23 protein-coding genes and 1 pseudogene are annotated in these 23,327 nt (G+C 44.2%); 18 read left to right on the forward strand and 6 right to left on the reverse strand.

Features of this window, described 5'->3' with window-relative positions:
- The first annotated feature begins 13 nt into the window (after positions 1-13).
- Positions 14-1,330, forward strand: coding sequence for a replication-associated recombination protein A (locus tag FXV78_RS13245; protein ID WP_004840458.1), 1,317 nt, complete (start codon positions 14-16; stop codon positions 1,328-1,330).
- Here FXV78_RS13245 and FXV78_RS13250 read toward each other — a convergent pair.
- The 3 genes from FXV78_RS13250 to FXV78_RS13260 are packed head-to-tail and all read right to left on the reverse strand — an operon-like array spanning position 1,307 to position 3,886.
- Positions 1,307-1,819 carry a DUF4364 family protein gene (locus FXV78_RS13250; protein WP_004840456.1) on the reverse strand — a complete coding sequence of 171 codons (513 nt, stop codon included), beginning with the start codon at positions 1,817-1,819 and terminating at the stop codon, positions 1,307-1,309. The genes FXV78_RS13245 and FXV78_RS13250 overlap by 24 nt on opposite strands.
- A complete protein-coding gene (gene mnmL, locus FXV78_RS13255) occupies positions 1,812-2,735 on the reverse strand; it encodes a tRNA modification radical SAM protein MnmL/YtqA (protein ID WP_004840455.1) in 924 nt (307 codons plus the stop codon). Before mnmL ends, FXV78_RS13250 begins: the two co-directional genes overlap by 8 nt.
- Before the next feature lie 2 nt (positions 2,736-2,737).
- Positions 2,738-3,886, reverse strand: coding sequence for an NAD(P)-dependent malic enzyme (locus FXV78_RS13260; RefSeq protein ID WP_004840452.1), 1,149 nt, complete (start codon positions 3,884-3,886; stop codon positions 2,738-2,740).
- A gap of 240 nt (positions 3,887-4,126) precedes the next feature.
- Between FXV78_RS13260 and rho the strand changes: the two genes are divergently transcribed.
- From rho to FXV78_RS13300, 8 genes are all read left to right on the forward strand, one after another.
- The gene (rho, locus tag FXV78_RS13265) at positions 4,127-5,464 is read left to right on the forward strand and encodes a transcription termination factor Rho (RefSeq protein WP_004840450.1); all 1,338 of its coding nucleotides are present in this window, start codon (positions 4,127-4,129) and stop codon (positions 5,462-5,464) included.
- A gap of 140 nt (positions 5,465-5,604) precedes the next feature.
- Positions 5,605-6,384, forward strand: a complete 780-nt coding sequence (locus FXV78_RS13270; RefSeq protein WP_004840448.1) for a formate/nitrite transporter family protein — start codon at positions 5,605-5,607, stop codon at positions 6,382-6,384.
- Positions 6,385-6,503: 119 nt separating this feature from the next.
- Positions 6,504-6,704, forward strand: a complete 201-nt coding sequence (rpmE, locus tag FXV78_RS13275; protein WP_004840445.1) for a 50S ribosomal protein L31 — start codon at positions 6,504-6,506, stop codon at positions 6,702-6,704.
- A gap of 72 nt (positions 6,705-6,776) precedes the next feature.
- Positions 6,777-7,748 (forward strand): DUF1385 domain-containing protein, encoded by a 972-nt coding sequence (locus tag FXV78_RS13280; protein ID WP_004840443.1) that lies wholly within the window; start codon positions 6,777-6,779, stop codon positions 7,746-7,748.
- Positions 7,745-8,596, forward strand: a complete 852-nt coding sequence (prmC, locus tag FXV78_RS13285; RefSeq protein ID WP_004840442.1) for a peptide chain release factor N(5)-glutamine methyltransferase — start codon at positions 7,745-7,747, stop codon at positions 8,594-8,596. The genes FXV78_RS13280 and prmC overlap by 4 nt, the downstream gene beginning before the upstream one ends.
- Before the next feature lie 29 nt (positions 8,597-8,625).
- Positions 8,626-9,696, forward strand: coding sequence for a peptide chain release factor 1 (gene prfA, locus FXV78_RS13290; protein WP_004840440.1), 1,071 nt, complete (start codon positions 8,626-8,628; stop codon positions 9,694-9,696).
- Positions 9,697-9,903: 207 nt separating this feature from the next.
- Entirely contained in the window at positions 9,904-10,299 is a 396-nt protein-coding gene (locus tag FXV78_RS13295) for an RpnC/YadD family protein (protein ID WP_050785321.1), read from the forward strand.
- Between the two features lie 74 nt (positions 10,300-10,373).
- On the forward strand, positions 10,374-10,604 hold the full coding sequence (locus tag FXV78_RS13300) for a hypothetical protein (protein ID WP_039959246.1): 231 nt from the start codon (positions 10,374-10,376) through the stop codon (positions 10,602-10,604).
- A 48-nt stretch (positions 10,605-10,652) separates the two neighbouring features.
- Here the strand turns inward: FXV78_RS13300 and FXV78_RS13305 are convergent, their stop codons facing one another.
- Entirely contained in the window at positions 10,653-10,982 is a 330-nt protein-coding gene (locus FXV78_RS13305; protein WP_004840434.1) for a helix-turn-helix domain-containing protein, read from the reverse strand.
- A gap of 202 nt (positions 10,983-11,184) precedes the next feature.
- Positions 11,185-11,352, reverse strand: a complete 168-nt coding sequence (locus FXV78_RS17965; protein ID WP_004840431.1) for a hypothetical protein — start codon at positions 11,350-11,352, stop codon at positions 11,185-11,187.
- Between the two features lie 99 nt (positions 11,353-11,451).
- Between FXV78_RS17965 and FXV78_RS13310 the strand changes: the two genes are divergently transcribed.
- The 6 genes and pseudogenes from FXV78_RS13310 to FXV78_RS13335 all read left to right on the forward strand — a co-directional run bounded on the left by FXV78_RS13310 (position 11,452) and on the right by FXV78_RS13335 (position 16,627).
- Positions 11,452-12,114 (forward strand): LPXTG cell wall anchor domain-containing protein, encoded by a 663-nt coding sequence (locus FXV78_RS13310; protein ID WP_004840429.1) that lies wholly within the window; start codon positions 11,452-11,454, stop codon positions 12,112-12,114.
- Positions 12,115-12,305: 191 nt separating this feature from the next.
- Positions 12,306-12,473: pseudogene (locus tag FXV78_RS13315) on the forward strand (MerR family transcriptional regulator); the annotation flags it as partial.
- A 104-nt stretch (positions 12,474-12,577) separates the two neighbouring features.
- Positions 12,578-13,480 (forward strand): DUF2156 domain-containing protein, encoded by a 903-nt coding sequence (locus FXV78_RS13320; RefSeq protein WP_004840426.1) that lies wholly within the window; start codon positions 12,578-12,580, stop codon positions 13,478-13,480.
- A gap of 27 nt (positions 13,481-13,507) precedes the next feature.
- On the forward strand, positions 13,508-14,725 hold the full coding sequence (locus FXV78_RS13325) for a pyridoxal phosphate-dependent aminotransferase (RefSeq protein ID WP_004840424.1): 1,218 nt from the start codon (positions 13,508-13,510) through the stop codon (positions 14,723-14,725).
- A complete protein-coding gene (gene hisC / locus FXV78_RS13330) occupies positions 14,703-15,785 on the forward strand; it encodes a histidinol-phosphate transaminase (RefSeq protein ID WP_004840423.1) in 1,083 nt (360 codons plus the stop codon). Before FXV78_RS13325 ends, hisC begins: the two co-directional genes overlap by 23 nt.
- Positions 15,779-16,627 (forward strand): DUF368 domain-containing protein, encoded by an 849-nt coding sequence (locus FXV78_RS13335; RefSeq protein WP_004840420.1) that lies wholly within the window; start codon positions 15,779-15,781, stop codon positions 16,625-16,627. The genes hisC and FXV78_RS13335 overlap by 7 nt, the downstream gene beginning before the upstream one ends.
- 31 nt (positions 16,628-16,658) lie before the next feature.
- On the opposite strand, the gene FXV78_RS13340 is transcribed toward FXV78_RS13335, so the two are convergent.
- Positions 16,659-17,006 carry a helix-turn-helix domain-containing protein gene (locus FXV78_RS13340; RefSeq protein WP_039959244.1) on the reverse strand — a complete coding sequence of 116 codons (348 nt, stop codon included), beginning with the start codon at positions 17,004-17,006 and terminating at the stop codon, positions 16,659-16,661.
- A gap of 186 nt (positions 17,007-17,192) precedes the next feature.
- Here FXV78_RS13340 and FXV78_RS13345 point away from each other — a divergent pair, with 186 nt between their 5' ends.
- The 3 genes from FXV78_RS13345 (at position 17,193) to FXV78_RS13355 (ending at position 23,298) form a co-directional block, all read left to right on the forward strand.
- A complete protein-coding gene (locus FXV78_RS13345) occupies positions 17,193-17,645 on the forward strand; it encodes a hypothetical protein (RefSeq protein WP_009243879.1) in 453 nt (150 codons plus the stop codon).
- 98 nt (positions 17,646-17,743) lie between these two features.
- A complete protein-coding gene (ispG, locus tag FXV78_RS13350) occupies positions 17,744-18,799 on the forward strand; it encodes a flavodoxin-dependent (E)-4-hydroxy-3-methylbut-2-enyl-diphosphate synthase (RefSeq protein ID WP_039959256.1) in 1,056 nt (351 codons plus the stop codon).
- Complete coding sequence (locus FXV78_RS13355) at positions 18,787-23,298, forward strand: PolC-type DNA polymerase III (RefSeq protein WP_004840412.1); 4,512 nt, start codon at positions 18,787-18,789, stop codon at positions 23,296-23,298. The genes ispG and FXV78_RS13355 overlap by 13 nt, the downstream gene beginning before the upstream one ends.
- The last annotated feature ends 29 nt before the right edge of the window (positions 23,299-23,327 follow it).

Consider the following 23,327-nt stretch of genomic DNA (forward strand, 5'->3'; position numbering starts at 1 on the left):
CAGGAGGAAGAGTATGGATTTATTTGATTATATGAGAGAAAAAACACAGGAGCAGGAATCTCCCCTGGCATCCAGAATGCGTCCGCAGACGCTGGAAGAAGTGGTAGGACAGCAGCATATCATAGGGAAAGACAAGCTTTTGTATCGTGCGATCAAGGCGGATAAGCTGGGATCGATCATTTTTTACGGACCTCCGGGAACAGGAAAGACGACTCTTGCAAAGGTGATTGCACATACGACCAGTGCGGAGTTCAAGCAGATCAATGCCACAGTAGCGGGAAAAAAAGATATGGAGCAGGTGGTAAATGAAGCGAAAGAACTGCTCGGAATGTATCGCAAAAAAACGATCCTGTTTATTGACGAGATCCACAGATTTAACAAGGGACAGCAGGACTATCTGCTTCCATTCGTGGAGGACGGTACCATTACCTTGATCGGAGCAACAACGGAAAATCCGTATTTTGAAGTCAATGGTGCGTTGATTTCCCGATCCAGTGTATTTGAATTAAAATCTCTGGAGAAAGAAGATATTCGCACTCTGTTGAAACGTGCGGTTTATGATGAGAATAAGGGAATGGGAAGTTTTCATGCAGAAATCGACGAGGATGCGCTGGAGTTTCTGGCAGATGTATCCGGCGGAGATGCAAGAAGTGCGCTCAATGCCATTGAGCTTGGTGTTTTGACGACAGAGCGCAGTGAGGACGGCAAGATTCATATTACGCTGGATGTGGCGTCAGAATGTATTCAAAAGCGGGTTGTGCGCTATGATAAGGGCGGAGACAATCATTATGATACGATTTCCGCATTTATCAAAAGTATGCGGGGATCTGATCCCGATGCTGCAGTGTATTATCTGGCAAAAATGCTGTATGCAGGAGAAGATATCAAATTTATTGCCCGCAGGATCATGATCTGTGCAGCAGAGGATGTGGGAAATGCAGATCCTGTGGCACTCACGGTGGCTGTCTCCGCAGCACAGGCAGTGGAGCGGATCGGGATGCCGGAGGCACAGATTATTTTATCGCAGGCAGTACTGTATGTGGCGACTGCGCCAAAAAGTAATTCGGCGGTCAATGCGATTTTTGCGGCAAATGAAAATGTACGGCAATATAAGACCACGGTTCCGTCACATCTGCAGGATGCACATTACAAGGGTTCTAAAAATCTGGGACATGGGATCGGATATAAATATGCACATGACTATCCGAATCATTATGTAGAACAGCAGTATCTTCCGGATGAAATCAAAAACGCCAGGTTCTACGAACCCGGCGATCTTGGCTATGAAAAACAGATCAAAGAGCATTTACAAAAGCTTCGTGAGCAGTAGGGTATAGATATCCTGGCTCTGGGAAGCCCAGTTTCCGGCAATGGCTTCAGCTTCTGATTCGGTAGGAACCGTGAGTTTCAGATCGATCAGGCTGAAGCCGTTTTCTACAATCTGACAGCAGACCTCATATTCATGGTTGGTGTTCAGATAGTAGTCGGACTTGACAGAAACCTCTTCTTTCAGATCATACTTCTTTTCTTTGAGAAATTCATCAATATCCCGCTGAATGGCAGGGGAAATCTTGTTTTTAAAGTATTGGATGGTGTCCAGACCGTTGTCTGTCAGATGATACAGAGTACGGTTGTGGGTCGTTTCCACGCGGAGCAGTCCGGAATGTTCCATTTCAGCGAGTGTTTCCTGAAGCTTAAAATAAGTTGTGTATTCTTTTTCCAGAATAAATTCGGAAATCTGTGAAGTTGTCAATGGAAAATCCACTTTATCCAGCATGTACAATACGATCAGTTTATACAGTGTATAAGTTTCAGACATAGTACTCCTTTCCCTGCCAGATATCCTGTTCTTTCAGGTGGCTGTGAAGCTGATTTAATACGGTTCTTTTATTGCTTGTCCAAAGAGGGGCGATCAAAAGGTCTTTCGGTCCGTCTCCGGTCAGGCGATGAATCACGATCTCTGGATTCAAATGTGCGATACAGGTGCCGAGAAACTGAATATAATCCTGCATATCGGGAATATAAAAGGGGTGTTTTTCATAGTCGGCTGCAAGGTCTGTGTGGGTTAAGACATGGAGCAGCTGCAGTTTGATCCCCTGAATATCCATATGATTGAGATAGTGGATCGTATCCAGCATATCGTCTTTCGTCTCACCCGGCAGATACAGAATCGTATGAACAATTACCGTGATGCCGATGGCGCGAAGTTCTTTTACTGCCTGTTCAAATACTGAAAGCTCATATCCGCGCCGGATGTAGGCGCTGGTTTCGGGATGGATGGTCTGCAATCCCAGCTCCACCCAGACAGGTTTGATCTGGTTGATCTCATCGAGCAGTGCGAGGACATCTGCTCCCAGACAATCCGGTCTGGTGGCAATGGAGAGAATCTTCACCTCCGGATCAGCAATGGCTTCCATATAAAGGGCACGAAGAGTTTCCACCGGCGCATAAGTGTTCGTAAATGCCTGAAAATAGGCAATATAAGAGTGCACCGGACGTTTGGAAGAAATATCTGCTTTTCCCTGTCTTATCTGTTCGGCGATGGAAAGTCTGGCAGAGCCGGCAAAATCGCCGGAACCCTGGGAACTGCAGAAGATGCAGCCCCCTGTTCCGACATGACCGTCACGGTTTGGACAGGTCATGCCGCCGTTTAAGGCGATTTTGTAAACTTTTTCTTTGAACATCTGTTTTAATTCATAATCCAGAGAGTGGTATCTTTTTTCACCCCAGCGCATGATCAGATCAGTTCCTTTACCGCTTTGCTGACTACGTCGGCAACACGGGAATCAAATGCTTCCGGAAGAATATTGTTTTCATTGAGTTCTTCATCAGAAACAAGACTTGCAATGGCATTGGCTGTAGCAAGTTTCATCTCTTCCGTGATCTGTGTGGCGCGCCCTTCCAGCGCTCCTTTGAAAATTCCCGGGAAAGCGACAACGTTATTGACCTGATTTGGAAAATCAGAGCGTCCGGTTCCAACAACGCGTGCACCCGCTTCTTTTGCAAGATCCGGCATGATCTCCGGCACCGGATTTGCCATGGCAAAGAGTATGGCGTCGGAATTCATGGATGCGACCATCTCTTTTGTGACGATACCAGGAGCAGAGACACCGACGAAAATGTCAGCTCCACACATGGCATCTGCCAGAGAACCGGTTTTGTTTTCCAGGTTTGTCACTTCTGTCATCTTTTTCTGCATCCAGTTCAGGTTCGGTGATGCGCTGCTGATGATTCCGTTGATATCACACATTGTAATATGTTCAAATCCGTAGGTCAGAAGCAGTTTTGTGATGGCAACTCCGGCAGAACCTGCACCGTTTACGACAACGCGGCAGTCTTCTTTCTTCTTTCCGGTAACTTTGAGAGCATTGATGATACCGGCAAGGACAACAATGGCAGTTCCGTGCTGGTCATCATGAAAGACAGGGATGTCCAGAAGCTCTTTTAAGCGCTCTTCGATCTCAAAACAACGCGGTGCAGAAATATCTTCCAGATTGATTCCGCCAAATGCAGGTGCAATGTTGACAACGGTTTTGATAATCTCTTCTGTATCCTGCGTGTCAAGGCAGATCGGAACGGCATTGACACCGCCGAATTCTTTGAAAAGAACTGCTTTTCCTTCCATAACAGGCATGGCTGCCAGGGCTCCGATATTGCCAAGTCCCAGAACCGCACTTCCGTCAGAAACTACGGCTACGGTGTTGGATTTGATTGTATATTTGTAAGCAGCTTCCGGATCTTTTGCGATCACCTTACAAGGCTCGGCTACACCCGGTGTGTAAGCAATTGCCAGATCTTCTCTGGAATTGACATGTGCTTTGGCTGCAGTTTCCAGTTTTCCGTTCCACTGTTCGTGCATCTGTAATGCTTTTTCGCTGTTTGTCATAGTTTTTACCTCGCTGATTCTTAGATTTCCTGTGCAGAACACATTCTTCCATAATCATAACACTGTTAAGGAAACGGTGCAAGATTTCAAAAAAAACTTTCTTTTTTGGAAAAGATGCGCTATAATAAAAAAACAAACTTTACAAAATTGTTCAAGTTAAGTCAGTTCAGACAAAGATCCCCAAGAGATTGAAAGTAAAATGAATAAATGAAAAGTGAATTTTGAGAAAGGCAGGTAATTATGACAAGAGAAAAATATGAATCGTTACCGCTCGCTACATTGCGGGAATTGGCAAAGGCAAGAAAGATGAAAGGAATTTCCACTTTAAAAAAAGGAGATCTGATCGAAGCAATGCTGGCGCAGGATGACAAAGAGAAACAGGAAGAGGCCAACGCACAGGCAAAAGAAGAAGTGAAAGAGAAAAAAGAGGGAACGGATATCGAACAGCTTGACAGCGGGCGTACTGCAAACGGAATTTTAGAGGTGCTTCCGGACGGGTATGGATTTATCCGGTGTGAAAACTATCTTCCGGGTGAAAATGATGTATATGTGTCACCATCCCAGATCCGGCGCTTCAATCTGAAGACGGGAGATATCATCACAGGAAATACGAGGATTAAAACACAGTCTGAAAAATTCAGTGCACTTTTGTACGTGTCGACCATCAATGGGCTGCGTCCGGCAGAAGCAGTAAAGCGCCATAATTTTGAGGATCTGACTCCGATCTTCCCGAATCAGAGGATTTCGCTGGAAACACCGGGAGCAACGACTGCAATGCGGATCGTAGATCTGCTCTCTCCGATTGGAAAAGGACAGAGAGGAATGATCGTATCACCTCCGAAAGCCGGTAAGACAACCCTTCTCAAAGAAGTGGCACTCTCTGTTCAGAAAAGAGAGCCGGACATGCATCTTCTGATCCTTCTGATCGATGAACGTCCGGAGGAGGTAACCGATATCAGGGAAGCAATCGCGGGACCAAATGTGGAAGTAATCTACTCTACATTTGACGAGCTGCCGGAACATCATAAGAGAGTATCCGAGATGGTGATCGAGCGTGCGAAGCGTCTGGTAGAGCATGGAAAAGATGTTATGATCCTGTTAGACAGTATCACCCGTCTGGCAAGAGCGTACAACCTGACTGTGCCGCCGTCAGGAAGAACCTTGTCCGGCGGTCTTGATCCGGCTGCACTGCATATGCCGAAGCGGTTTTTCGGTGCGGCAAGAAATATGCGTGAGGGCGGAAGCCTTACGATCCTGGCAACAGCACTTGTGGAAACGGGAAGCAAGATGGACGATGTTGTTTATGAAGAATTTAAGGGAACCGGTAACATGGAGCTGGTGCTGGATCGAAAACTTCAGGAGAAGAGAGTGTTCCCGGCGATCGATATTCCGAAATCCGGAACCAGAAGAGAAGATCTGCTGCTTAATAAAGAAGAGCAGGATGCAGTTTATATCATCCGAAAGGCAATGAATGGCATGAAAGCAGATGAAGCAGTGGACAATCTGCTGAATATGTTCTCGCGGACAAGAACGAATGCCGAGCTGGTGCAGACAGTAATTCGTCAAAAATTTATCTAAAATCACTCTTGTACGAAAGAAAATACTTGATTCTGACTCACAAAACAGATATTATATTCTGGTTGGTGTCCTGCAAAATGTGACAAAATGCGGGATGTTCAAGAATACTTGAATGATGAGAAACTGAGGAGGAAATCAAGATGTTTCGTGAAGAAATTGACATGGCAGGAAATGCAGCCAAAAAGAAAATCCAGTTCCTGCGGCAGCAGACAGGGGCATACTTCATCTCAGCGATGCTGGCGGGAATGTTTGTTGGATTTGGCGTTCTTCTGGCATTTACAGCAGGTGGAATGTTAAAAGAAGGCGGCGTGCCGGGTGTGAAGTTTATTATGGGAGGCTGCTTTGGCGTTGCCCTCAGTCTGGTTTTGATGGCAGGAGCAGAGCTCTTTACAGGAAGTAATTTTGTGATGGCTGTTGGGATGTTTCAGAAGAAAGTGACATTTCAGGATTCTGTGACAGTGTGGGTGACCTGCTGGCTCGGGAATCTGGCAGGCTCTGTTCTGGTAGCAGGAATGTACTCTCTGACAGGACTCTGTACAGGAAGCGTACAGGCGATCATGGCAGATACTACAGCGATGAAGATGTCTGTAGAACCGCTGCCGCTGTTTATGCGGGCAATACTCTGTAATATCTTAGTATGTCTGGCAGTATGGTGCGGAATTAAAATGAAAACAGAAACAGGAAAGCTGATTATGACGTTCTGGTGTCTGATCACATTTTTTACAGCAGGATTTGAACATAGTGTGGCAAATATGTCTCTGATGATGATCGGTCTTTTGAATCCGGCACAGTACGATATCAGCATCGGCGGATATGCCTATAATCTGGCTGTTGTAACCATTGGAAATATGGTGGGCGGTATTTTGTTCCTGGCAGTTCCGTATTTCCTGATTGGAAAAGAAAAAGCAGCAAAAAATTAAAAATTGAAAAAAGATAAAGTTTTCTTATTGAAAAAACTTGCAAAACAGAAAAAACTATGCTATTATGGTGTAGCTGTTTAGAGATTAGAATAATATTTTAAAATAGAGAGGTGAAAATCATGAGAGAAGGAATCCATCCAGAGTACCATCAGGCAACAGTAACTTGTAACTGTGGAAACACATTTGTAACAGGATCTACAAACGAGAGCATCCACGTAGAAATCTGCTCCAAATGCCATCCATTCTATACAGGTCAGCAGAAAGCTGCTCAGGCTCGCGGACGTGTTGACAAGTTCAACAAGAAATATGGTATTAAATAGGAAAAGACTATGGCAGGCTGAGGTGAATGTATCTCAGCCTGTTTTTCGTATACAGAAAAACAGGAGGGCAGTATGAAGTCATCAAATATAGGCGGGCAGGCAGTGCTGGAAGGCATTATGATGAAAAATAAGACACGGTATGCAGTGGCTGTCAGAAAACCGGATCAGCAGATCGAGGTTTGCGTCAAAGAATACAAAGGCATCATCCCCTGGCAGGGTGTATATAAAGTGCCGTTTATCCGGGGAATTTTTAATTTTATCGATTCGCTCGTGCTGGGAATGAAAACTCTGACCTATTCGGCCAGCTTTTTCGAGGAAGAAGAGGGGGAAGTTCTTACTGAACAAGAGGCGCAAAAGCAGGAAAAACAAGAAAAGATCATGATGGGCTTTACGGTGGCATTTTCTATCGTGGCAGCGGTCGGGATTTTTATGGTCCTCCCGTATTTCCTGAGTGATCTTTTGAAGAATTATATTTCGTCCAGAGGGGTACTTACTGCGCTGGAAGGTGTGATCCGAATGGTAGTCTTTCTTTTGTATATTGGTTTGATCTCCAGAATGAAGGATATTCAGAGGACATTTATGTATCATGGGGCAGAGCACAAGTGTATCAACTGTATTGAACACGGAATGCCGCTTACGGTTGAAAATGTAAGAAAAAGCTCCAGACAGCACAAGCGCTGCGGGACAAGTTTTCTCTTTTTTGTTATGATCGTCAGTATTATTTTCTGTTTTTTTATCACAGCAGAATCGCAGGTCTTAAAAGTAGGAATCCGGATTGCGCTGATGCCGGTGATCGCGGGAGTTTCTTATGAGATCATCCGTCTGGCGGGAAGCAGTGAAAATCCTGTGGTCAATGTTTTGAGCAAACCGGGAATGTGGGTGCAGATGATGACGACAAAAGAACCGGATGACAGTATGATCGAAGTGGCAATCCGGGCAGTGGAAGAGGTATTCGACTGGAAGGCGTATCTGGAAGAAAATTTTTCTAAGACAGAGGAATCTTTTGGGGAAAACAAGTGTACACAGGAGGAATGTGCCTTATGACCTGGAAGGAAGCCTGGAAAAGAGGAGCGCAGAGCTTACAAAAAGCCGGCGTGGAAGAGTATGATCTGGACGCCTGGTATTTATTGGAACATGTGACCGGAATTACAAAGGCTTCTTATTATATGGAGCCGGAGCACCCGATGCACGATCAGGAGGAGCGAGAATATCTGGAGCTGATCAGAAAGAGAAGTACACGGATTCCGCTTCAGCATCTGACAGGTGTTCAGGAGTTTATGGGACTGGAATTTCTGGTCAACGAACACGTGCTGATCCCGAGACAGGATACAGAAGTACTGGTGGAAACAGCGTTGGATGTGTGCAAACAGGAACAGATGGGAGAAATCCGACTCCTGGATATGTGCACCGGTTCCGGATGTATCCTTCTGAGTCTCCTGCATGAATTAAAGCCCCGAACAGTGACAGGTGTTGGCGTGGATCTTTCAAAAGAAGCGCTGTGTGTGGCAGAGAAAAATGCTGAGAAGCTGAAGATCGATGCAGAGTTTCTGGAGAGTGACCTGTTTGAAAATGTAAAGGGAACTTATGATGTGGTTGTATCCAATCCGCCGTATATCAGAACTTCTGTGATAGAAACACTGCAGGAGGAAGTAAAAGACCATGATCCGTATCTTGCGCTGGACGGAAAAGAAGATGGACTGTATTTTTACCGGAGGATCATTGAACAGGCACCTGCATACCTGAAAAAGAAGGGATGGCTTTTGTTTGAAATCGGTTCTGATCAGGGTGAGGATGTCAAAAATCTGATGGAACAGGCAGGATATACTGGCGTAAGCGTGAAAAAGGATTTGGCAGGTCTTGACCGGGTGGTCTTTGGCGTGTATGATAGGTAGGATGAGTAATAGAAAGGACGAGGAAAAAGATGTTTGATAAATTGGAGGATTTATTGATCCGCTATGAGGAAGTCATGGGCGAGCTTCAGGAGCCCGGTGTTGCAAATGATCCGGAGCGTTTCCGCAAGCTGATGAAAGAACAAAGTGATCTTGCTCCGATCGTAGAGGCATATAATGAGTATAAACAGTGTAAGCAGAATATAGAAGACAGCCTGATGATGCTGGAAGAAGAATCTGATGAAGAGATGCGCGAGCTGGCAAAGGAAGAGCTGAATGAGTCCAAAGCCAGAGTGGAAGAGCTGGAGCAGGAATTAAAGATCCTGTTGCTTCCAAAGGACCCGAATGATGATAAAAACGTAATCGTGGAGATCCGTGCCGGTGCCGGTGGTGACGAGGCTGCACTTTTTGCTGCGGAAGTATACAGGATGTATCTACATTATGCAGAGAGCCGCAGATGGAGAACAGAGATGATCTCCCTCAATGAAAATGGAATCGGCGGATTCAAAGAGTGTGTATTTATGATCACAGGGCAGGGAGCATACTCCCGTATGAAATACGAGAGTGGTGTACACCGTGTACAGCGTGTGCCGGAAACAGAGAGCGGCGGACGGATCCATACCTCTACGATCACAGTGGCAGTGATGCCGGAGGCAGAGGATGTGGACGTTGTGATCGATGAAAAAGATATCCGTATAGACGTCATGAGGGCATCCGGAAACGGAGGACAATGTGTAAACACAACAGACTCTGCAGTGCGTCTGACCCACTATCCGACAGGAATTGTGATCTACAGTCAGACAGAAAAATCACAGTTGCAGAATAAAGAAAAAGCATTCCGTCTGCTCCGTTCCAAACTGTATGAACTGGAACTGGAAAAACAGCAGTCCGCAGAAGCTGAGGCGAGAAGAAGCCAGATTGGAACAGGAGATCGTTCTGAGAAGATCAGAACTTACAACTTCCCGCAGGGACGTGTGACAGATCACAGGATCAAGCTGACACTTCATAAACTGGATACGATTTTGAATGGAGACCTGGATGAAGTAATTGACAGTCTGATCGCAGCGGATCAAAGCGCAAAATTGGCCAATATGAATGAATAGAATATAAAAAAGAAATAGAAATCGGTATACAGAATGAAAATGTAGCCGATTTCTGTTTTTTTCTCTACGGTAATACTATTTTTGGCGGACTTATCGTCCATTGTGTCAACTGTAATTTTTTTCAATAACAGTTTCCACTACATCATCAAAAACCAATCTGTTAAAAAGAAACTGGAGAACAATGAAACTTTGTCAGAGAAGGAACTTATGCTGCTTATCATTCTTCCACTTGCAAAGAAAGGCAAAGAAGTGAAGCAGAAAGTGATTGAGCAAGTAGTAGATTTGGCGAAACAGATTGAAGATGAAAACACACAGGTATTTGTTATCACTGGTATTTTGGTGAGCAGTGATAAATTTATAGACAGAGACTATGCGAAGTCAGTAAGGAGGTATTTGAGCATGACGAAAGTATTCCAGAGTTTAGAAGAAGAGAAATTAGAGGCTGTAAATATTGCCAAACGAAATGAACGGCATGATACTAATGTAGAGATTGCTAAGAGCCTGCTTCGTGACGGAATAGATACAGTAGTCATTATGAGAGCAACAGGCTTTTCAAAAGAACAGATTGAAGAAATCCGTAACAATATGTTGACAACAAAATAGGGTATCAGAACAGGCTGTCATTTACCGAGAGGTATCTGGCAGTCTTTTTGTATACTTAGCTTTTGGAAGGTGTATTGGGGTGGCTCTGTGTTTGTCCAGACCTTGATATTGTATTCGTGGTGTATGATTGGTATCCAAGTAAGAATGAAAAGTTATTATATCAAACAGCTTTTCATGTGAAGAATGGTGCAGTTAAAGTGGTAGGTGCTTCTGAAGCTGAGAAGCTGTACAAAGAGTATCACGAAAAGTATCCGTATGACATGGAAGAAGTTGAACGTTGGCTACGAGACTTGTATGAAAACTAATACTTTGATAGGGGATATCCGAGGCAGGACTTGTTCCTGCCGATATTTTTATGATTCGCTCAGACCGTCAAGATATGCTTGAAGGCGTTCCTGCTTATTCTTGGTTAAAGCCCTGTATTTGTTAATCAGTTCATCCTCTTCTGGTGTCAGATTTTCATTTTGCAGTGGATATAATTCAAAGTCAAAAAAATCTGATAATGTGATATTTAATCCTTTGCAAAGTTTTTCAAGAGTTGCGATTGTAGGGCAGGTACGTCTGTGAATGATGTTGTTCAAACTGGAGTAGGGGATATCCGCTTCTTTCGCCAGACGGTACATAGAAAAATGCTTTGTTTTACGGATATAGCCAATACGCTCAAATACTTTATCTTCAATCATGTTATTACTCACTTTCGTTAGGATATTATCAGTATAATAAAAAAGAGTAATAAAAATCAGATATTAAAATGAGTTATATATTGACTAATATATCAGAAGTGAGCTATACTCTTTAGAGAAACATGACCAGATGCTGAAAAAAAGAAAAAGACATAGCGTATTATCAGCAATGCCTTTTTAACAAGAAGTTTGATTATTGGTTTTATTCTGGTTCCATGTTGTCCAATGCGCATTCGATGCATTGAATAACTACTTTGTTAAAAGAAAGATTGTTTTTATTAGCGAGTGCTTGAACTTTGTCTATGAGATCCTTTGGTAATCGAAGTGACTTGTTTTCGTACTCAGTAGCTTCTTTTTTTAATTTAAACATACAATACCACCTTTCATAGTATCTATTGTATTTTAGAAGTCAATGTGTTAATATATTTAAGATATAATATATTTTATATTATAAAAAATAAGAAAAAACATGAGAAGGAAAAGTTTATGGAAAAACCTGATGCTTGCAACAGCACTGACAGTTGTATTGGGGACTGCACCAGTGACGGCGTTTGCAGCAGATGTAGATTCAACAGTGACAGAGGCAGAGCAGACAACACCGCAGGCAGACACAACTGTCAAGGAAGAAGTTGCTGAACCAGAAGTAAAGGCTATTACGGTAGACGTAACAACAAGTTCTACGACATTCGATGGTACTCAGGATATCGTAATCACATACACAGTAAATGGTGTGCAGGATGGTTTTGAACCATATCAGGATATTCCGTGGTTTGATGGGCATCCACAGGATGTTATCGAGGAGAATGTTTCAGATACGGTATACAAATTTACAATTACAAAGGCTGCACAGCAGGCTTGTATAGAGAGAAATAATGCAACTGATGGACAGATATTTGTATTCGATTCTAAGTATTCTACAGGTTCAGTAGATTTCCCAACAGTCACACTGACATACACAATAGGAGATAACGGCGGAGACAACGGAAATAGCAACACAAACAACCAGACAACAGCAAAACCAAAAACAACTTCTCCAAAGACAGGAGATGCAACAGCTACACTTCCAGTAGCAGGAACAGGTCTTGCTTCACTTGGAGTTGCTCTGGCTACTGTATTGAGAAAGCGTAAATAATTTCAATAAAATCTTAACGAAGACCTTTACTACAAACATGTGGTGAAGGTTTTCTTCATTTTCTTCAGATTCTGTAATTCCTCAAGATTAGAAATTTCCTTCAGATTCAATTTCGTTTTATTGATATGATTTTAAACTATTATAAATAAAAAGTGGAAAGAAGGTGTTACATGATGTGAAAGACAGGAGACGTAGCCAAGCAGTTGAGAATATCAGAGAATACAGTGAGAGACTATGTCGATCGAGGCTGGCTCGCCTGCACGATTACTCCTACAGGCAGACGTCTTTTCGATGAAGAGGACATTGAAGTATTCAAGAAGAACTATTACAGAAAGAAGACAGGAGAAAATGAGCAATGAGATATAAAAGAGTCATCCTTTTTTGCGTTTCCCAAAAGAATATGCTATACTAACAAGATATCAGCGACATACTATGGAATAAACAAATTTAGAAAGAGGATATTATGGAAGAAATTATTTTTAGAAGACCGGCACTGGAAGATCAGGAGCTGATCCGTTCTTATTTTGACAAGGCACCAAGTAGAAGCTGTGAGAGGACATTTGTAGATGTGTTTTTGTGGGCTCGCCACTATGATGTGACATTTGCGGTCATAGAGGATACACTGGTGTTCCGTGACGGAGGGGCAGATCCGGGCTTTGCTTATCCCGCAGGGGAAGAGGTTTGTGTGAAAAGAGCGCTGGAATTTTTGATGAAGTATAGTGAAGAACAGGGGTATCCGTTTAAACTGTACAACGTGACAGCGGAGAATTTTGCACAGATAGAAGCGTGGTTTCCGGGTGAGTTTGAATTAGAATATGACAGAGATCAGGCAGATTATGTGTATGAGTCTGAAAAACTGGCGACTCTGGCAGGAAAGAAGCTGCACGGAAAGCGAAATCATATTAACAAATTTCAGAAGCTTTATCCAAACTGGAGCTATGAACCATTGAATGATGAAAATATGGAAGAGTGCTTTCAGATGGCGTTGAAGTGGAGAAACCAGAACGGATGTGAGGAAGATCCGGGCAAAAATGCGGAGATGTGTGTTGCATTAAATGCACTGAGACTTTATAAAGAACTGGATCAGCGAGGCGGAGTGCTTCGTGTGGATGGACAGGTTGTTGCATTTACGATTGGAGAAGAGCTCTGCGAAGATACATTTGTCGTGCATATTGAAAAGGCGTTTGCTGATATTGACGGAGCATATCCGATGATCAATCAGCAGTTCGTACAGCATGAATGTACCGGGTATCAGTATGTGAACCGGGAGGATGATGCCGGTTCAGAAGGCTTGAGAAAAGCAAAATTATCATATCGTCCGGCATTTCTGGTAGAAAAAGGAATCCTGACGAGAAAGAATGCGTAGGTCAGTAAAAGAAAACGGGGTGGTATCATGATTTCAAAGAAAATGGAGCAAATGGTGGCGAACAGTTCAGCAATCCGGGCAATGTTCGAAGAAGGAAACAAAATGGCAGAAAAATACGGGGCGGAGAATGTCTATGATTTCAGCCTCGGAAATCCTAATGTGCCGGCGCCGAAGGCAGTGAAAGAAGCAATCGTTTCCATTCTGGAGTCAGAGGATCCTGTACGTCTGCACGGCTACACAAACAGCAATGCCGGGTATGCGGATGTAAGACAGGCAGTTGCGGATTCGCTTAACGCGCGTTTTGGCACGGGATTTTCAGAACACAATATTACGATGACTGTGGGAGCTGCAGGTGGATTGAATGTCATTTTAAAAGCGCTGTTGAATCCGGGAGATGAGGTGATTACATTTGCTCCGTATTTCGGAGAGTACAGAAGCTACGTCAGCAATTTTGACGGAGTACTGGTAGAGATTTCCCCGGATACAGAGACATTTCAGCCAAGACTGAAAGAATTTGAGGAAAAAATCACGGAAAAGACAAAAGCTGTGATTGTGAATACACCGAACAATCCGACCGGAGTGATCTATTCTGAAGAGACCATACAAAGGATGGCAGCGATTCTGAATGCAAAACAGCAGGAATTTGGAACGGATATCTATCTGATCTCAGATGAGCCGTATCGTGAACTTGCCTATGACAAAACAGAAGTACCGTATCTGACAAAATATTACGACAATACGGTGGTCGGTTATTCATTCAGTAAATCATTGTCTCTTCCGGGAGAGCGGATCGGATATCTGGTAATTCCGGATGAGGCGGCGGACAGTGAAATGCTGATACGGGCAGCGAACGTGGCGACCCGGATCCTCGGATTCGTAAATGCACCGACACTGCAGCAGAAGCTTGTAAAATACTGCCTGGAAGAAAAAACGGACATTTCGTATTATGACAGGAATCGAGAGGTATTGTATCAGGGGCTTCGCAATCTGGGATTTTCGTGTATCAAGCCGGAAGGAGCGTTTTATCTGTTCATGAAGTCTCCGGTTGCAGATGAAAAGCAGTTCTGTGAAGCAGCGAAGAAGTATCATATTCTGATTGTTCCGGGAAGCTCATTTGCCTGCCCGGGATATGTCAGACTGGCATATTGTGTATCTTATGAGACGATCATAAATTCTCTGCCGGAATTTGCAAAGCTGGCAGCAGAGTACAAGGAGGGTAAGGATGAATCAGGCAATTTTAGATAAGATTCGAAAAGTAGAGCCGTATGTGCCCGGAGAACAGCCGAAAGAGCGTGTGATCAAGCTCAATACCAATGAGAATCCGTATCCGCCGGCGCCGGGAGTTGCGAAGGTATTAAAAGAGATGGATGCGGACAGTCTTCGCCTGTATCCGGATCCGGCAGCAGATATCCTGGTGGAAGAACTGTCCAGGTTTTATCGTGTCGGGAAGGAGCAGATTTTTGTAGGCGTTGGCTCAGATGATGTGCTTTCGATGTGCTTTCTGACCTTTTTTAACTCGGACAAACCGATTCTGTTTCCGGATATTACTTATTCTTTTTATAAAGTATGGGCGCAGTTATACAGAATCCCGTATCGCTGCCCGAAGCTGGATGAGCAGTTTTGTCTGGTAAAAGAAGATTACTATGCAGAGAACGGAGGGATTATTTTCCCGAATCCGAATGCACCGACAGCGATTTATGAGGATCTGGATTTCATCGAGGATATTTTGCGTCACAATCCGGACTCTGTAGTGATCGTGGACGAGGCTTACATTGATTTTGCAGGAAAATCTGCGCTGGAGCTGATTGACCGCTATGAGAATCTTTTGGTTGTGCAGACGTTTTCAAAGTCCAGATCCATGGCAGGGATGCGGATCGGATTTGCAATCGGAAATCCGGAGCTGATCGGATATCTAAACGATGCCAAATATTCATTCAACTCCTACACAATGAATCAGGCGGCTCTGCTCTGCGGAGCGCAGAGTGTGAAGGAGGAAACGTATTTTTACGAATGTGTAGACCGGATCGTAGAGACAAGAGAATGGGCAAAACAAGAGCTTGCAGAGCTTGGATTTACATATACAGATTCCAGAGCGAACTTTCTGTTTGTCACACATCCGGAATTTGAGGCATCTGAACTGTTTGAGGCCCTAAAACGGGAGAAAATCTATGTGAGATACTGGAACAGCGAGAGAATCCGTCAGTATTTGAGAATTACAGTAGGCACCAGACAAGAAATGGAGAGTCTGCTGGAATTTTTGAAAAAATATAGTAGGGAAAGAGGAAAAGGTAAAAAAGAATGTTAAAACAGATTTTACAGGGAATGGTAGTTGGAATTGCAAATATCATTCCGGGTGTCAGTGGTGGAACAATGATGGTGGCAATGGGATTATATGATCATCTGATCCATGCAATCACACATTTAAAAAGTGAATTCAAAAAAAGTATGAAACTTCTGATTCCGATCTTTTTAGGAGCCGGAATCGCCATTGTTGTGTTGTCCCGTCTTTTTGAATATTTACTGGAGGTGTATCCGATTCCGACCAATTTTGCGTTTTGCGGTTTGATCGCCGGAAGCCTTCCGTTTATTTTTAAGAAAGTCAAAGGACATTCTGTGACAGTCGGAAAGATCATTCCGTTTTTGATCTTCTTTGGAATCGTGATCACAATGGCACTTTTAGGAGAGACAAATGGTGCTGCCGCGGATGTGAGCTTTGGGGTTGTCAATGTGATCAAATTATTCCTGGTAGGTGTTGTTGCGGCTGCGACAATGGTAGTGCCGGGGGTGAGCGGATCGATGATGCTGATGCTGCTCGGATATTATGATACGATTTTGAAAACGATCAATCAGTTTATCGATGCACTGATCGCATTTGATGTCCAGAAGATCCTGGTGCAGTGTGGAATTCTGATTCCGTTTGGAATCGGCGTTGTGATCGGAATCTTTCTGATTGCAAAGCTGATCGAGTTTATCTTTATGAAAGCGGAAATCCATGCATATTATGCGATCATCGGTCTGATTCTGGCATCTCCGATCGCAATTTTGTTAAAAGCAGACTGGAGCGGACTCTCTGTATTGACGATAGTAGTCGGAATCGTGACATTTTGTCTCGGATGGTTTACAGCAAGTAAGCTTGGCGGAGAATAAAAATTAAAAAAGAAAGGGAAGAATGCGCAATTTATTTTGGCATCCTTCCCTTTTTTGTATCCTGATCTTGTAGAAATTCGGTGTATTCGAAAAGCTGTTGTCTGGAATCCGAAGACAGATTCAGATACGCACAGAGCAGACGGTATTCGGAAGAATCCGGCGGAACAGAAATACCGTTGGTTTCAGAGCCTGTGAGCAGATAATCAACCGATACGTGAAAATAGTCTGCAATCTGAAGCAAACGTTCGTAGTCCGGCTGCGTTCCTTTTGTCTCATATCCCGCGATTGTGGAGCGGGTAAGTTTTAAGTGAGAAGCCAGCTGGTTCTGGGTGACATGATTTTGTTCTCTTAATTCTTTTAATGTAGATGAAAACTTCATATGTACCTCCTGAATAATGTGTATTTTAACAGTTTGCTTCCATTTATTGACAAAAAGTGACAAATATCAACAAAATGAATAAAAAAGTGACGAAAAGACACTACTTGACAGAACGGGGAAACACATTGACACCTCCATGGAAAATCCGTATAATGAAATTGAAGAAAAGAAAGGATGACAGAAAGTATGTTTGCAAAAAATGATGAAGAAAAAAGAAATCGTCTTTGGAAGACTGCGATATCAGTATCCACACTGGTTATTATTCTGATCGCAGTATTCTTTGTGATAAAATTATTTACATCGAATCCTCTGGAAGGAACGTGGGTACGGGAGGACAGTGATCTGATGCTGACGATCTCGGGAGAGGATCAGGCGGTTGTGCAGTGGCCGGAGGAGTTTGAATCAGCAGATGTAAAAGTTTCGGTAGAGTGCAGCGTAGATACAGATATGAAAGTGATCACTCTGCATACAGATGCTGCCGAATTGCAGAAAGCAGCAGAGGAGTCCGGTGTAGATACAGCCAAACTGGATACTGCACTGCAGAAGCTGGACGGTACGTATGAATATAATCTGGAGCAGAAAGAACTGACATTGACTGAACGGGAATATGGCAGCCAGATGACATTTACAAAAAAATAAGGAACAGACAAAGACGGTGGATGCGGGGATTTTAAAAAAATTTCTCATCCGCCGTAAATTTAACATTATTTTTGGGAGAACAGGAGGAAAAAATGGAGATGTTGAGAAATCGAACAAAAGAAATACGGATTGGAAATGTATGGATCGGAGGAAGTCATCCGGTAGCGATCCAGTCTATGACAAATACAAAGACAGAGGATGTGGCGGCGACAGTGGAGCAGATTCTCGCTCTGGAGGAAGCGGGATGTGAGATTATCCGCTGCGCAGTGCCTACGATGGAAGCTGCGCTTGCGTTGAAAGAGATCAAAAAGCAGATTCATATTCCACTCGTTGCAGATATTCATTTTGATTACCGGCTTGCCATTGCTGCTATTGAAAACGGGGCGGATAAGATCCGTATCAATCCGGGCAACATCGGTTCCAAAGAGCGTGTGCAGGCAGTAGTCGAGAAGGCGAAAGAGTACAATGTGCCGATCCGAGTGGGCGTCAACAGTGGTTCTCTGGAGAAAAATCTGCTGGAAAAATACGGTGGTGTGACGGCTGAGGGAATCGTGGAGAGTGCGTTGGATAAAGTACGCATGATCGAGGAAATGGGGTATGACAATCTGGTGGTGAGCATCAAATCTTCAGATGTTCTGATGTGCGTCAGAGCTCATGAACTGATTGCAGAAAAATGCCAGTATCCTTTGCATGTTGGAATTACAGAGTCCGGAACGGTTTACTCTGGAAATATCAAGTCTTCCGTAGGACTTGGGATCATTCTGCATGAGGGGATCGGAAATACCATCCGGGTCTCTCTGACCGGAGATCCGACAGAAGAAATCCGTACCGCAAAGCTGATCTTAAAAACACTGGGAATGCGAAAAGGCGGGATCGAAGTAGTTTCCTGCCCGACCTGCGGACGTACCAGGATCGATCTGATCGCTCTTGCAAATCAGGTAGAAAAGATGGTGCAGGACATTGATCTGGATATCAAAGTGGCAGTGATGGGATGTGTGGTCAATGGCCCCGGAGAAGCAAAAGAAGCGGATATCGGAATCGCAGGCGGTATCGGAGAAGGGCTTCTCATCAAAAAAGGTGAGATCGTAAGAAAAGTAAAAGAAGAGGAATTGTTAGAAACACTGCGTCAGGAGTTATTAAATTGGAACAGGTAAAGAACGAAAAGACATTTTTTGAGGTTTTCCCGACCTTGCGGGCAGATGGAGAATTGAAAATGTTGTTTCAGGATGTGGAAGTGAAAAAGATCACGACCAATTCTACACGAGAATTTTTGCATATTCATATGGTCAGTCATCATCTGATCCCGAAAAAGGTGATCTGGAAAATGGAGCAGAGTATCAAGGAGCAGCTGTTTGGAACGGCATCGGTGGCAATCCAGATCGAAGAGTTTTATGTGTTATCGGAGCTGTATACACTGGAGACGCTGCTTGCAGAATACAAGGAGAGTCTTGTTCTGGAACTGGAAAAGAAAAGTGTACTGGCAGCCAGTATGTTTGAACAGGCAGAGCTGCATTTCGAAGGGGAAAAAATCGTATGTGTAGAGCTTTTAGACAGCATTGTTTCGGAAGGAAAGAAAGAATATATCGTGACGCTTCTGGAAGAGGTACTGAGCCGCAGATTTGGGATGCAGGCGGAAATCCGTGTACTTTACCGGGAGCAGGAGGAAAATCAGAGCCGGGAATATGATGAGCAGCGCATCCAGCAGGAAATCAATGCGATCTTTGAGAGAAGAGCAAGACAAAAGGGAGAGATTTTGCAGAAGCCGATTTCAGAGAGGCAGACGGACTCTGCAAAAGAGAAGAAAACAGCAGATTCCGGCAAGAAGGAGAGTGCAAAATCCGGATTCAAAAAAGGAGAATTCAGAAAGAAAGAGTTCCAGCGTCCGCTTAAGCAGGGGGATGATCCGTCTCTTGTTTATGGTAAGAATTTTGAAGATGAACCTCTGACTCTGGATCAGGTTGTCACAGAGATGGGTGAGATCACTATTCATGGTAAGATCATCAGCTTTGATACAAGGGAGATCCGCAACGAGAAAACGATTCTGATGTTTTCTGTGACAGATTTTACAGACACGATTACAGTTAAGATGTTTGTAAGGAACGATCAGCTGGCGGAGCTTTTGGGAGATATTAAAAAAGGGGCCTTTGTGAAGATCAAAGGGGTGACGACCATTGACAAATTCGATGGGGAGCTGACCATAGGTTCTGTTACCGGAATTAAGAAGATTGGAGACTTTACTGTTTCGAGAGAAGATTTAAGCCCGGTCAAACGGGTGGAGCTTCATTGTCATACAAAAATGAGTGATATGGACGGTGTGTCCGAGGTGAAGAGCATCGTAAAAAGAGCTCATGACTGGGGGCATCCGGCAATCGCGATTACCGATCACGGAGTTGCCCAGTCGTTCCCGGATGCCAATCATTATATCGAGACGCTTGATAAGGATGATCCGTTTAAAGTAATCTACGGAGTGGAAGGATATGTGGTTGATGATCTGACAGAGATTGCGGTCAATGCCGGGGAGCAGACACTGGATGACACATATATTGTGTTCGATATCGAGACGACAGGTTTTTCTGCAATCAAGGATAAGATTATAGAGATCGGGGCAGTGAAGGTAAAAGATGGTGCTATCGTAGAAAAATTCAGTACATTTGTCAATCCAAAACGTCCGATTCCGTTTGAAATTACACAGCTGACCAGTATCACGGATGAGATGGTCTTAGATGCACCGGATATTGAGAGCGTACTGCCTGAGTTTCTGGAATTTGTGGGAGATGGTGTTCTTGTGGCGCACAATGCCGGGTTTGATGTGGGCTTTATCGAGCAGAATTGCAGATATCAGGAGATCGAACCGGATTTTGTCTCAGTAGATACGGTGGCGCTTGCGAGAGTGCTGCTGCCGACCTTATCAAAATACAAGCTGAATATCGTGGCAAAGGCACTGGGAATCTCTCTGGAAAATCATCACCGTGCGGTGGATGATGCAGGAGCAACGGCGGAAATTTTCGTGAAGTTTGTAGAGATGCTCAAAGACAGGAATATCACAACGCTCAAAGAGATGAACCGGTTTGGGGATATGAATGTGAATGCCATCCGGAAGCTGCCAACACACCATATCATCATTCTGGTAAAAAACGATATCGGAAGATTCAATCTGTACCAGCTGATCTCAGCTTCGCATCTGACATATTTTGCGAGAAGACCGAGGATTCCGAAAAGTCTTTTGAATCAGCACAGAGAGGGTCTGATCATAGGAAGTGCCTGTGAGGCCGGTGAGTTGTATCAGGCGATCCTGAACCAGAAATCTCCGCAGGCTGTTGCAAGGCTGGCAGAATTTTATGATTATTATGAAATCCAACCTCTTGGAAACAACCAGTTTATGATCGACAGTGACCGGTATGGAGATATCAATTCCAAAGAGGATTTGCAAAATATCAACCGGGAGATCGTCAGTCTTGGGGAAAAATTCAAAAAGCCTGTCGTGGCGACCTGTGATGTACATTTTCTGGATCCGGAGGACGAAGTGTACCGGAGGATCATCATGGCAGGAAAAGGATTCGGAGATGCGGACACCCAGCCTCCTTTATATCTTCGGACAACGGATGAGATGCTGGAAGAGTTCTCTTATCTTGGTTCCGCGAAAGCCAGGGAGATCGTCATCGACAATCCGAACAGGATCTGCGATATGGTGGAAAAGATCTCTCCGGTCAATCCGAACAAATGCCCTCCGGTCATTGAAAATTCTGAGCAGAATCTAAGAGATATCTGTTACAACAAAGCGCATGAGATTTATGGAGAAAATCTGCCCGAACCGGTGCAGACCAGGCTGGAGAGAGAACTGACATCCATCATTTCCAATGGATATTCGGTGATGTATATCATTGCGCAGAAGCTGGTGTGGAAATCCAATGATGACGGTTATCTGGTAGGTTCCCGAGGTTCTGTAGGATCCTCCTTTGTTGCGACTATGGCGGGAATCACAGAGGTAAATCCTTTGAGTCCGCACTATTATTGCAGTGAGTGTCATTACAGTGACTTTGATTCCGAAGAAGTCCGCGCATTTGCGGGTGGATGCGGGTTTGACATGCCGGATAAAAACTGTCCGAACTGTGGGGCCAAACTGGTAAAAGCCGGATTTGACATTCCATTTGAGACCTTCCTTGGATTTAAAGGAGACAAGGAGCCGGATATCGACCTGAACTTTTCCGGAGACTACCAGGCAAAAGCGCACCGGTATACAGAGGTCATCTTCGGAGAAGGGCATACGTTCAAAGCCGGAACCATTGGTACACTGGCAGATAAGACGGCATTTGGATATGTGAAGAATTATTATGAGGAGCGCGGACATCGGAAGCGGAAATGTGAGATTGACCGGATTTTACAGGGATGTACGGGGATCAGAAGGAGTACGGGACAGCATCCGGGAGGAATCGTGGTATTGCCTCACGGGCATGACATCAATGAGTTTACACCGGTACAGCACCCGGCAAATGATATGACTACGGATATTATTACGACTCATTTTGATTACCATTCCATTGACCACAACCTTTTGAAACTTGACATTCTGGGGCATGATGATCCGACCATGATCCGTACTCTGGAGGAGTATATTACATCTGATGCGCTGGAGAATGAGTACAATGACGAGAATCCGTTTGATGCGACAAAGATTCCGCTGGATGATAAAAAAGTACTTTCTCTGTTTCACGATACCAGTGCATTGGGAATCAAACCTGAGGATATTGACGGCTGTAATCTGGGATGTCTTGGAATCCCGGAATTCGGTACGGATTTCGTAATCCAGATGGTACAGGATGCCAATCCGCAGTCTCTTTCTGATCTGATCCGTATTTCCGGTCTGTCCCACGGAACGAATGTGTGGCTTGGAAATGCACAGGTTCTGATCGAATCGGGAAAGGCAACGATTTCCACTGCAATCTGTACCCGAGACGATATCATGATCTATCTGATCAATCAGGGTGTGGACAGCGCGCTGTCATTTACGATCATGGAGAGTGTGCGAAAAGGAAAAGGACTAAAGCCGGAATGGGAAGAAACCATGAAGGAAAAGGACGTGCCGGACTGGTATATCTGGTCCTGTAAGCAGATCAGCTATATGTTCCCGAAGGCACATGCGGCGGCATATGTTATGATGGCATATCGAATCGCTTATTGTAAGATCAATTATCCGCTGGCTTATTACGGTGCGTATTTTGGGATTCGTGCCAATGCATTTTCGTATGAACTGATGTGTCAGGGAAAGGATAAACTGAATTACTACATGAAAGATTATAAGCGCCGGTCAGATTCTCTGAGCAACAAGGAACAGGATGTACTGAAGGATATGAAGATTGTACAGGAAATGTACGCAAGAGGTTATGAGTTCCTGCCTTTGGATATTTACAAGGCGAAGGCAACAAAATTCCAGATCATTGACGGAAAACTGATGCCTCCCCTCTCCAGTATCGAAGGGATGGGAGAAAAGGCGGCAGAGGCTGTGGAGGAGGCTGCAAAAGACGGACCGTATCTGTCTTTGGATGATTTCAGACAGCGAACAAAGGTGAGCAAGACCGTGATCGAATTTATGTCAGACCTGGGGTTGTTTGGAAATCTTCCGCAGAGCAATCAGCTTTCCTTGTTTGACTTTTAGGCAGGATATGGTATAATAGGGCAACTGTT

Source organism: Mediterraneibacter gnavus ATCC 29149, assembly GCF_008121495.1.
GTDB lineage: Bacteria > Bacillota > Clostridia > Lachnospirales > Lachnospiraceae > Mediterraneibacter > Mediterraneibacter gnavus.

Excerpts from the sequence above, each read along its gene's own strand:
- FXV78_RS13245 (WP_004840458.1), top strand. The coding sequence starts at position 14 with ATGGATTTATTTGATTATATGAGAGAAAAAACACAGGAGCAGGAATCT.
- FXV78_RS13250 (WP_004840456.1), bottom strand. The coding sequence starts at position 1,819 with ATGTCTGAAACTTATACACTGTATAAACTGATCGTATTGTACATGCTG.
- mnmL (WP_004840455.1), bottom strand. The coding sequence starts at position 2,735 with ATGCGCTGGGGTGAAAAAAGATACCACTCTCTGGATTATGAATTAAAA.
- FXV78_RS13260 (WP_004840452.1), bottom strand. The coding sequence starts at position 3,886 with ATGACAAACAGCGAAAAAGCATTACAGATGCACGAACAGTGGAACGGA.
- rho (WP_004840450.1), top strand. The coding sequence starts at position 4,127 with ATGACAAGAGAAAAATATGAATCGTTACCGCTCGCTACATTGCGGGAA.
- FXV78_RS13270 (WP_004840448.1), top strand. The coding sequence starts at position 5,605 with ATGTTTCGTGAAGAAATTGACATGGCAGGAAATGCAGCCAAAAAGAAA.
- rpmE (WP_004840445.1), top strand. The coding sequence starts at position 6,504 with ATGAGAGAAGGAATCCATCCAGAGTACCATCAGGCAACAGTAACTTGT.
- FXV78_RS13280 (WP_004840443.1), top strand. The coding sequence starts at position 6,777 with ATGAAGTCATCAAATATAGGCGGGCAGGCAGTGCTGGAAGGCATTATG.
- prmC (WP_004840442.1), top strand. The coding sequence starts at position 7,745 with ATGACCTGGAAGGAAGCCTGGAAAAGAGGAGCGCAGAGCTTACAAAAA.
- prfA (WP_004840440.1), top strand. The coding sequence starts at position 8,626 with ATGTTTGATAAATTGGAGGATTTATTGATCCGCTATGAGGAAGTCATG.
- FXV78_RS13295 (WP_050785321.1), top strand. The coding sequence starts at position 9,904 with ATGCTGCTTATCATTCTTCCACTTGCAAAGAAAGGCAAAGAAGTGAAG.
- FXV78_RS13305 (WP_004840434.1), bottom strand. The coding sequence starts at position 10,982 with ATGATTGAAGATAAAGTATTTGAGCGTATTGGCTATATCCGTAAAACA.
- FXV78_RS17965 (WP_004840431.1), bottom strand. The coding sequence starts at position 11,352 with ATGTTTAAATTAAAAAAAGAAGCTACTGAGTACGAAAACAAGTCACTT.
- FXV78_RS13310 (WP_004840429.1), top strand. The coding sequence starts at position 11,452 with ATGAGAAGGAAAAGTTTATGGAAAAACCTGATGCTTGCAACAGCACTG.
- FXV78_RS13320 (WP_004840426.1), top strand. The coding sequence starts at position 12,578 with ATGGAAGAAATTATTTTTAGAAGACCGGCACTGGAAGATCAGGAGCTG.
- FXV78_RS13325 (WP_004840424.1), top strand. The coding sequence starts at position 13,508 with ATGATTTCAAAGAAAATGGAGCAAATGGTGGCGAACAGTTCAGCAATC.
- hisC (WP_004840423.1), top strand. The coding sequence starts at position 14,703 with ATGAATCAGGCAATTTTAGATAAGATTCGAAAAGTAGAGCCGTATGTG.
- FXV78_RS13335 (WP_004840420.1), top strand. The coding sequence starts at position 15,779 with ATGTTAAAACAGATTTTACAGGGAATGGTAGTTGGAATTGCAAATATC.
- FXV78_RS13340 (WP_039959244.1), bottom strand. The coding sequence starts at position 17,006 with ATGAAGTTTTCATCTACATTAAAAGAATTAAGAGAACAAAATCATGTC.
- FXV78_RS13345 (WP_009243879.1), top strand. The coding sequence starts at position 17,193 with ATGTTTGCAAAAAATGATGAAGAAAAAAGAAATCGTCTTTGGAAGACT.
- ispG (WP_039959256.1), top strand. The coding sequence starts at position 17,744 with ATGTTGAGAAATCGAACAAAAGAAATACGGATTGGAAATGTATGGATC.